Annotated in this window: 9 protein-coding genes; 7 read left to right on the top strand and 2 right to left on the bottom strand. The window is 58.3% G+C overall.

The window, feature by feature from the left end; all coding sequences use genetic code 11:
* Positions 1 to 346 precede the first annotated feature (346 nt).
* Positions 347 to 1,141 (top strand): helix-turn-helix transcriptional regulator, encoded by a 795-nt coding sequence (locus K5D32_RS07305; RefSeq protein ID WP_221576238.1) that lies wholly within the window; start codon positions 347 to 349, stop codon positions 1,139 to 1,141.
* A 94-nt stretch (positions 1,142 to 1,235) separates the two neighbouring features.
* Positions 1,236 to 1,892, top strand: coding sequence for an HNH endonuclease (locus tag K5D32_RS07300; RefSeq protein WP_260407284.1), 657 nt, complete (start codon positions 1,236 to 1,238; stop codon positions 1,890 to 1,892).
* Positions 1,893 to 2,106: 214 nt separating this feature from the next.
* Here the strand turns inward: K5D32_RS07300 and K5D32_RS07295 are convergent, their stop codons facing one another.
* Positions 2,107 to 2,802: a histidine phosphatase family protein gene (locus K5D32_RS07295; protein WP_221599611.1), complete on the bottom strand. Its 696-nt coding sequence runs from the start codon at positions 2,800 to 2,802 to the stop codon at positions 2,107 to 2,109.
* 276 nt (positions 2,803 to 3,078) lie between these two features.
* On the opposite strand from K5D32_RS07295, the gene K5D32_RS07290 reads away from it, so the two are divergent.
* From K5D32_RS07290 to K5D32_RS07270, 5 genes are all read left to right on the top strand, one after another.
* Complete coding sequence (locus K5D32_RS07290) at positions 3,079 to 3,753, top strand: response regulator transcription factor (protein WP_221576240.1); 675 nt, start codon at positions 3,079 to 3,081, stop codon at positions 3,751 to 3,753.
* Positions 3,754 to 4,092: 339 nt separating this feature from the next.
* A complete protein-coding gene (locus K5D32_RS07285) occupies positions 4,093 to 5,280 on the top strand; it encodes an acyl-CoA dehydrogenase family protein (RefSeq protein WP_311775772.1) in 1,188 nt (395 codons plus the stop codon).
* 261 nt (positions 5,281 to 5,541) lie between these two features.
* Positions 5,542 to 6,468, top strand: coding sequence for an aliphatic sulfonate ABC transporter substrate-binding protein (locus K5D32_RS07280; RefSeq protein WP_221576363.1), 927 nt, complete (start codon positions 5,542 to 5,544; stop codon positions 6,466 to 6,468).
* Positions 6,468 to 7,310, top strand: coding sequence for an ABC transporter permease (locus K5D32_RS07275; RefSeq protein ID WP_221599610.1), 843 nt, complete (start codon positions 6,468 to 6,470; stop codon positions 7,308 to 7,310). The genes K5D32_RS07280 and K5D32_RS07275 overlap by 1 nt, the downstream gene beginning before the upstream one ends.
* Positions 7,307 to 8,047, top strand: coding sequence for an ABC transporter ATP-binding protein (locus tag K5D32_RS07270; protein ID WP_221599609.1), 741 nt, complete (start codon positions 7,307 to 7,309; stop codon positions 8,045 to 8,047). Before K5D32_RS07275 ends, K5D32_RS07270 begins: the two co-directional genes overlap by 4 nt.
* A 63-nt stretch (positions 8,048 to 8,110) precedes the next feature.
* Here the strand turns inward: K5D32_RS07270 and K5D32_RS07265 are convergent, their stop codons facing one another.
* Positions 8,111 to 9,322 (bottom strand): acyl-CoA dehydrogenase family protein, encoded by a 1,212-nt coding sequence (locus K5D32_RS07265; RefSeq protein ID WP_221599608.1) that lies wholly within the window; start codon positions 9,320 to 9,322, stop codon positions 8,111 to 8,113.
* Between the last annotated feature and the right edge of the window lie 3 nt (positions 9,323 to 9,325).

Raw genomic sequence — 9,325 nt, 5'->3', positions numbered from 1 at the left:
GGTCCAGGTCCTTCTAGGCAGTTAAGCCGCGGATTCAAGCACCGCCCTGCCGAACCTGTATGTCCCAGAAAACCCCTACAATGGCGTATAGCCACCACTCAAAAAAATCTTGACAGCCGCTCTGGCCCACGCAGTTAGCTGTTTCGACCGCTCGTCACCGAGCGAAGAGATTATCTTTGTCAGATAAAGTTCATATCCAATAATGCGCCTGTCCCGGTTTTCCACTACAGACACAGAACAAACCCTTGGGATTGAATAAGACCATCGTCAGCGTCATTATTCAGGCGTCAACATAAGGAATCGGCCACTATCAATCAGTACGGTCAGAATCAGGGAAGATAGAAGTATGAAACTGGCAACCTCTCTCGAGCACAGTCACGACCCGCGTTTTTATCAGCATCTGGGTCAGCTTATTTCCAGCACCGGCAGCAACGCCTTTGCCAGACAGATGCTGCAACTTGTCGATGCATTGGTCCCGGTTCACGGCCTTGATCTCAATGAGTGGGTCCTGGATGTCCCACAGGCCTGCATCAGCCAGACCAACAGCCTCGGTAATGCCGGCCTGCAATACGACTTCCCGGCGGCCAACACTCAGCGTCCACCCCTCCTGCAGAGTGTCATGCAGATGGACGCACCACTGCTGATCCAGCTCAAGGTCCCCTCGAACACGCAGAATCCGCAGTACACGATTCACCAGTGCAATCTGGTTTCGAGCCGTGGTGAGCAGCGCTGGATCATCTGTTTCTATCGCCTGCCGACCTTGCGACCGTTCTCACTGAGCGAGTTGTCACTGCTCAAGAGCCTGTCCGACACACTGCTGCCGCTGGTCGAGCATCATGCACAACTTCTCGCGCAACCCGTCACTCGTGTAGCAAGCACGGCACGTGTCGAACCCGAGCAGGAAGCAGAAGCCGCCTCCATGCATCAGGCTTTCAGCGGCCGCCTGGCACAGGATGCCATCATTTTGTCCGCACGCGAACAGGAAGTCTGCCTCGGCCTGCTGACCGGGGGCACCGTACCGGAGATGGCGCAACGACTGCGAGTCAAGGCCAGCTCGGTAGAAACCTACCTCAAGCGAGCCACAGTGAAGCTTGGCATCAGTGGGCGGCATGGTTTGGCAAGGTGGATGGCGGGGGCCTGAAGAGGCTGTGTGAAGGTCTTCGCTTCGTTCACTATCCAAACACTTTCCTGCGCTACTGGCCATTTGGACAAAGAGCAGGAGCAGAAGAACTGCAATGCCAAGCACAGACTGTGTTACTGATGACATGCCCAGGCTCTGCTTCAGAAACCCCGTACCTCAAGTGCTGGATGCAGCCCGCTACCTTGACGCTGCAGTGTCTGCCCACCTGGCGAAAAATACTGAGCTTGCCGAACATCTGATACGCGCTGCCAACATGGATGAGGTCCGGGAATGGACAGAGTCATTGTGGGGTAAAGCCAGCCAGTATGTTAAACCGCGAACGGTTCCGGGAGCGCCACCAAAGTTGCTCAAGAACAACCGAATTCCGGTCAGGATGCCGAGTGCGACCGAGAAGAAAATGGTTCATCAGCGCGACGGCTTTCACTGCAGGTTCTGTGGTGTACCTGTGATACGAGCAGAAATACGTACTGTGCTGGCCAAAAACTACCCAGACGCCTTGCCTTGGGGGATAACCAACGCTGGTCAGCATGCGGCCTTTCAAGCACTTTGGGCCCAATACGATCACGTTCTGGCCCATGCTCGCGGTGGTTACAACAGCCTAGACAATACCGTGCTGACCTGCGCGCCCTGCAACTTCGGCAAAATGAACCATACCGTCGAAGAGCTCAATCTTATTGACCCCAGAAAACGAGAGCCCGTGAAAAGCATGTGGGATGGACTGGAGCGACTTCTGAATAGCCCTCTTTCGTGAGCTTGCTGCAAGAGCAAAGAGGCGGGCTTCAAAAAAACGGGTGGCCAGGATAACAAACCGTGAGAGGGGCCTTGGCCGCGACAGTTTCAGTGAGTGCTCAAAAATGTGTTGCCTTCACTCAAGTCGTCGCGGCCAAGGCCCCTCCCACATTAGTAATGTGTACGCCTTAACTGATCGGCATTACTCCGTTGGCAAGAGCGCTCGCGGCGAAACCTCAATTCAACTGAACGTTACTCACACCGTCCCAATGCTCTGCCTCCAACGCTCCAAGCATCTTCGGTGCATGCCTGCCATCTACCTTCACAAAGAAAGCCTGCGTGTAAGCGCTACTGCGCTGTCCTCCACGAACGCCCATCTTGCGCTCGAAGTGATCGATACAACCACTGTGAGTGATTAACACCAGATTCTCGTTTGGTTTCTTGTGCGCCAGCACCGCCTCCTTGAAACCACTGTCGCAATCTTCAACCCAGCGCTGGGTCAGCGCGGTGCCACCCGAGATCAGATCAGCCGTTTGCCTGGTTCGAGTCAACGGGCTGGTGATGATGCTTGCCTTTTCCAGACCCAACTGCTGCAAACCGGCTCCGACTTTCATGGCCGCCTGGCTGCCAATAATGGTGATGCCATCAGCGTCTCCCATACAGGCATTATGAGAACGATCACAACGCTCGGCATGCCGGATCATGACGACAACATCGCCCTTCGCCCACTGACCATAAAGCCCCGACCGGCTCATATTGTCACCCACGCTCAAATCAACGATACGAGTCGCTGTCCATAACCAGACAAAGACTGCCAAGAGCGCTGATAGTGCAAGAAAGAGCGCGACATTCTTTATGCCAGACTTGTGGGTATGTTGTTTATGAAGAAGTTGCTTTTCGGACACCGCACTATAAAGCCGAGTAAAAGCCACGCCATGATTCCTTGACCAGAGTTTTGTCGGTTTTTTATAAGTGCTGTATTCGCATCCCCGACCTCAGGCCTAAAGGCTATTCAAGACGCTGTCACCGCGAGGTCAATGAGTTGTCAAATTTTCGTAGGAAAAATCGACGCGCCAGGCCACAGCGACCTGATGAAAGGGAATGAAAAGAGACTTTTGACAACGATTTCACTTTAAATTGACGTTTACCTGAGTACCTTTTTCTCCAACTGCTACAGGCCTGACGCCATAAAGATAAAGAGCTGCGTAATGCGCATACTTGTTATTGAAGACCACAAAGACATCCTCGCCAACATTACCGAGTACTTCACTCTTAAAGGTTTTGAAGTGACTGGTGCGCCGGACGGGCTGACCGGATTACATCATGCCGTCACCGGTAATTATGACGCTATTATTCTGGACCTTATGCTGCCAGGCATGGACGGTATTCTCCTGTGTAAAACCTTGCGGGAAAACACCGTGCAGCATGTTCCCATCTTGATGCTGACGGCTCGTGACGCACTGGATGATCGTATATCAGGGTTCAATGTGGGTGCAGACGACTACATCGTCAAACCCTTTGCACTGTCGGAGTTACTTGCCCGGGTTGAATCCGTCGCACGACGCTTTACCGGTATGAAAAAACGCATGTTGCAGATACATGACCTGACCTACGATCTGGACACCCTGGAAGTCAGGCGTGCAGGAAGCTTGCTCAAGCTCAACCCTACCAGCATGGTACTTCTTGAACTGCTCATGCGTAAAAGCCCGGCCATCGTGAAGCGGCAGGATTTTGAGCAGGCGCTCTGGGGTAGCAATACACCCGACTCGGACAGCTTGCGGACCAGTATTTACACACTGCGCAAAGTCATTGATAAGTCTTTTGATATCCCTCTGCTGCACACCGTTCATGGCATGGGTTACAAGCTGCAAGGCCCAAGATAGGAAAGGCCACTTTTCCCCAGTGCCTGCCTGCCCGCCCCCACACACTCTCACTACTGTTGCCCCACCAACACCTGAGCAACAGAGCACGCCCTCAAGCAACATCATCACTCTACCCGTAAGGATAAAATCCATATAAATCAGCCCATTACACTCTGGCACAGGACTTGCCACCCGAGCGATGCAGCTCTGATCACAGAGCCTCATCACAAAGGAATCGAACATGAGTGGACTATTGAAGGTCATCGCTGTTTCAGGTGGGGCCTCTCGCCCTTTTATCCCGACTGCCCACGCGATGCTGCCAGACAACTGGCTTGAGTCTGTCTGCGCAGGAGGATGCCTGTGACCTCTCCTCTGTCCGCGTCCTTCGCTTCACCTCTGCTACTGGCCCGCAATCTGGCGACGGATTTTGCCAGTAACGCTGCCGAACGCGACAAGAACGGTGGAACACCACTGGCCGAGCGCGAGGCCCTGCGCCGCAGCGGGCTACTGGCCCTGAGTATCCCGACCCGCTTTGGTGGCCTGGGTGCCAACTGGCAGGAAACCTTCGACGTGGTGCGTGAGTTCGCCAGGGTCGACAGTTCCATTGCCCATGTCTTCGGCTTCCACCACCTGATGCTGGCCACGGTCCGGTTGTTTGCCAGACCCGAGCAATGGCACCCGTGGTTCGAGCAGACGGCCCGGCAGAACTGGTTCTGGGGCAACGCGCTGAACCCTCTGGACACCCGAACCGTGATGAAGACCTTTGACGGCTGGCGTGAGTTTTCCGGGCGCAAGAGTTTCTGCTCCGGGGCCAGCGACTCGGAAATGCTCATCGCGTCGGCGGTGGATGAGAATGCCGGTGGCAAGCTGGTGATTGCCGCGATTCCCAGCGGTCGCACCGGTATTACCCTGCACGACGACTGGGACAACATGGGCCAGCGCCAGACCGACAGCGGCAGCGCAACCTTCGAGCGGGTGCGTATCGAAGAATCGGAACTGCTGCTCGATCCGGGCCCGCTGAGTACCCCGTTTGCCTGCCTGCGTCCGCTGATTGCCCAGTTGCACTTCACCAACCTTTTCCTGGGCATCAGCGAAGGCGCCTTCGAGGAAGCCCGGCAGTACACCCTCAAGGAAAGTCGCCCGTGGTTCAGCTCCCTGGCCCGGGACATCAGCGAAGATCCTTATGTCTTGCGCCATTACGGCGAATTCTGGGCAGCTCTTGAAGGTGTGCGTGCCTTGGTGGAGCGTGCCTGCATACAACTGGACGAAGCCTGGAACAAGGGACCGGACCTGAGCAGCGAAGAACGTGCGCGCCTGGCACTGTCCATCAGCAGCGCCAAGGTCGCAGCCACTCGCACAGGTCTGGATCTGTGCAGCCGACTGTTTGAAGTGACCGGTGCCAGGGCTACACATGCTGCTCTGCGACTGGACCGTTTCTGGCGCAACCTGCGCACCCAGACCCTGCACGATCCGCTGGATTACAAGCTGCACGAGCTGGGCGACTGGGCCTTGAACGGCAAGCGTCCGATACCGACCTTCTATTCCTGAGCGAGAATTCTGCGAGTGGTGGCGAAAGCCGCAACTGTCCGCCAGGCAACAGTTGTTCAGCATTATGCCTTCGGCTGCACAGCCCCGTTTCAGCGCCGATTGCGTGTAACGTCCACGGGCCGTGGCCTGCAGCATATGGCATGACACCTGCAATCGCGTCATGACTTCCCAACCCTGACTGGATACCACGCGATGCGTCTGATTGATCTGGCCTTGCCCCGCCTCCCTCGCTCTCTGAAGCTTCTGGCCTGCTCAGGCCTGATGGCACTGGCCCTGAACCCGTCCGCTCGCGCCGAAAATGCGCCAGAGGAAGTGCGTCTGGATTACGCCTACTATTCGCCTGTCAGCCTGGTGCTCAAGCACTTCGGCTGGGTCGAAAAGGCTTTGCCGAACTCGAAAGTCAGCTGGGTGTTCAGCCAGGGCAGCAACCGCTCGCTGGAATACCTGAACAGCGGCGGTGCCGACTTCGGTTCGTCGGCCAGCCTGTCGGCGGTACTGGCGCGGGCCAATGGCAGCCCGATCAAGTCGGTGTATGTCTACAGCCGCGCCGAATGGACAGCGTTGGTGGTGCGCAAGGACTCGCCACTCAAGAGCGTGAACGATCTTAAAGGGAAGAAGATCGCCGCGACCAAGGGCACAGACCCGTATCTGTTCACCCTGCGCTCACTGGCCAAGGCCGGCCTGGAAAAAAATGACGTGGAACTCCTGCACCTCCAGCATCCGGATGGACGCACCGCACTGGAGAAAGGCGATGTCGACGCCTGGGCCGGTCTTGACCCGCACATGGCCGCCAGCGAATTGCAGGCCGGTTCGCGCTTGCTGTACCGCAACAAGGACTTCAACAGCTATGGCGTAATCAGCGTTACCGAAGCCTTCGCCAAAGCCCATCCGCAAACCATCAGCACAGTGATCAAGGCCTACGAGCAGGCGCGTCACTGGGCCATTGCCAACCCTGAAGCGTTCGCCAAGCTGCTGGCTGACGAGTCCAAGCTGCCGCTGGACGTCGCCAAACTGCAACTGACCCGTACCGATCTGTCTGCGCCTCAACTGACCGACAAGGATGTAACCGCCTCCAAGGCTGCGGCTCCGATTCTGGTGTCCGAGGAACTGGTCAAACGCGGTGTCGATGTCAATCAGGTCATCGATCAACTGATCGATCCGTCTTTCGGCAAGGCCAGTATTGAGTGATGAGCACTTCCAGCAAAGCCCTGGCCGGGGCAAGTCCGGCAGAGCGCCCGGCCAGCCGTGCGCGCCAGTGGCGACGTCGAGCCAAAGGCCTGGCCTTGCCGCTGGCGATCATCCTGCTGCTTGAAACCGTGGTGCGTCTGGGCTGGATCGCTTCCTACCAGATGCCCGCTCCCAGTGAGGTGGCGCAGACCCTGTTCCAGCTCGCCGATGGCGCGTTGTGGAAACACATCGGGGCGAGCCTGTCCCGGGTGCTGGCCGGCTTCTTTATCGGCTCTGCACTCGGCTTGCTGTTCGCCGCCTGGGTAGGCCTCAGCCGCGAGGCCGAGGCCTGGCTGGAACCGACCTTTGCCAGTCTGCGGGCCATCCCCAGTCTGGCCTGGGTTCCGCTGCTGCTGTTGTGGCTGGGGATTGGCGAAACGTCCAAGATCACACTGATTGCCATCGGTGCGTTCTTCCCGGTGTACCTCAACGGGGTGGCGGCCATCCGCAATATCGACCGCAAGCTGGTGGAAGTCGGGCGCATGTATGGCTTCAGCCGTACGCGTCTGGCCCGGCGGATTCTCTTGCCGGCTGCCTTTCCCGGCGTATTCACCGGCCTGCGCAGCGCCCTGAGCCTGAGCTGGATGTTCCTGGTCGCCGCCGAGCTGATCGCCGCCACTCGTGGCCTGGGCTATCTGCTCAGCGATGGCCGTGAAACCTCGCGGCCGGACCTGGTGCTGGCAGCCATCATTGTTCTGGCGCTGCTGGGAAAAATCAGCGACGGCCTGCTGGCCGGTCTTGAAAAACGCTGGCTGGCCTGGCGCGACACCTTCGACGGCGCAGACTCCGGAGCCAGACCATGACTCGACTTCATCACGACACGCCAGACCTGCCGCCACTGCTGGACCTGCATGTCGAGCACAAGGCTTTTGGTGATACACCCGTGCTGGGCCAGCTCGACCTGCAACTGCAACCGGGGGAAATCGTCAGCCTGCTCGGCCCAAGCGGCTGTGGCAAAAGCACGCTGTTGCGTCTGGTGGCTCAACTGGATCAGGATTTTCGCGGCCAGTTGCGCAAGCGTCCCGACGAGGTAGGTTTCGTGTTTCAGGAACCACGGCTGATGCCCTGGCTGACGGTTGCCGAGAATATCGGCTTCAGTCAGGACAAGCATTACGACCGCGCCCGGGTCACCAGTCTGATCGACGAAGTCGGCCTGACCGGTTTTGCCGACGCGCTGCCCAAGGCGTTATCGGGCGGCATGGCCCAGCGTGTGGCGATTGCTCGCGGGCTTTACGGCCAGCCGCAGCTCTTGTTGCTGGACGAGCCCTTCAGCGCGGTCGATGCCTTTACCCGCTTCAAGCTTCAGGACCTGCTGCTGGAACTGGCACAGCATCACCATATCGGCTTGCTGGTCGTGACCCACGATGTCGATGAGGCACTGTACCTGAGCCATCGGGTCCTGGTGATCGGCAACCGGCCCGGCACCGTCATCAGGGAACTGGCAGTACCGCTTGCCTACCCCCGCGACCGCCGCGACGAAACCCTGGCAAAGCTGCGCAGTCAGGCGCTTGAGTCACTGCATGATGCTCGTGTGATTTAAAAAGCAGGAGCGAATTCATTCGCGAGAGGCCCCTTCGCGAATGAATTCGCTCCTTGGCGTTTTTTAAAACAGCCCTGATGTCGGTGGCTCGGTGCCCTTGAGCTGCCAGGCTCCCACCACTGCTGCTTTCCAGTGTCGCGGATTATGGTTGGCCACGGTGCGTGCATTGCGCCAGTGGCGATCGAGGTTATGGCTGCGGCCTGTGGTCGAAGCACCACCCACATCAAATACCGTTTCAGCAGCCTTGAGCGCAAGCTCTGCGACCAGATACTGCGCCTGGGCCACCTCGACTGCTGCCTGTTCGACTTCTGCATGCGCCTGCTGCGCGCTCCAGGCACGATCGATGGCTTCCGCGGCCTTGAGCACCAGTGCTTCGGCAGCGTAGGCCCGAGCGGAAATATCGCCCACGGCCAGCTCTACATAAGGATCGTCCACCGAACGACTGGCGCTGCTGTGCTTGATTGGCCGTGCATGTTCCCTGGCAAAACGGATCGCGTCGTCCAGTGCATTGCGGGCGATGCCAGCCTGCACTGTTCCCAGGAACAGTTGCAGGAACGGCGTGACGATGGTGCGCTTGCCCTCTTCCACTGTGCGGGTACGAATATCGCTGGCCTCGACCCGCACGTTCTGCAGATGAGTCGTGCCACTGGCCGTCAGACGCTGGCCCATGGCATCGAAGTCGTCGAGCAGCACCAGACCTTCGCGGTCCCGAGGCAGAACGAAGGACACTGGCTGCTCATCCTCGTCCAGTGCAACCGCGCTGACCCAATCGGCAAACAGTGCGCCAGTGCTGTAGAACTTGCTGCCATTGGCCCGATAATGATCGCCCTCACGAACCAGCCGCGCAGCAATCGATCCATTGACCCCGCCCAGCTCCCAACCGGCATTGCCGATGACCGCGCCTTCAAGGTAGCGGGCAAACCAGCGTTGGCGCTCGGCCTCGGCATCTTCAGTCGTGGAAACCAGCAGCCCCTCGACAAAGGCAAGACCGGGACGCAAGGCCTGAGCAACGTTGGAGTCCACCGAAGCAATGCGCAGCAGCAACTCGATGACATCCCGCACGCTGCCGCCAGGGCCGCCATGGCTTTTCGGGATACGCACGGTGTACACACCGGCAGCAGCAAGCTGGGCGATGGCCTCAAAAGGCAATTGCCGCTCGCGTTCACGCTGGGCCGCGCCTGCGCCGATGGCTGGCAGCAGCGCAGTGATGCGGGCTTGCAGTTCGCTGACGCTGGCAGCAGGCGGCTTCGGAGTAAAACGTTGAAAGGTGGTCATGGG

Source organism: Pseudomonas cichorii (assembly GCF_019719005.1).
Lineage (GTDB): Bacteria > Pseudomonadota > Gammaproteobacteria > Pseudomonadales > Pseudomonadaceae > Aquipseudomonas > Aquipseudomonas cichorii_E.
The sequence above is the reverse complement of the archived record's forward strand: the minus strand, read 5'-3'. Positions and strand labels throughout refer to the sequence as shown.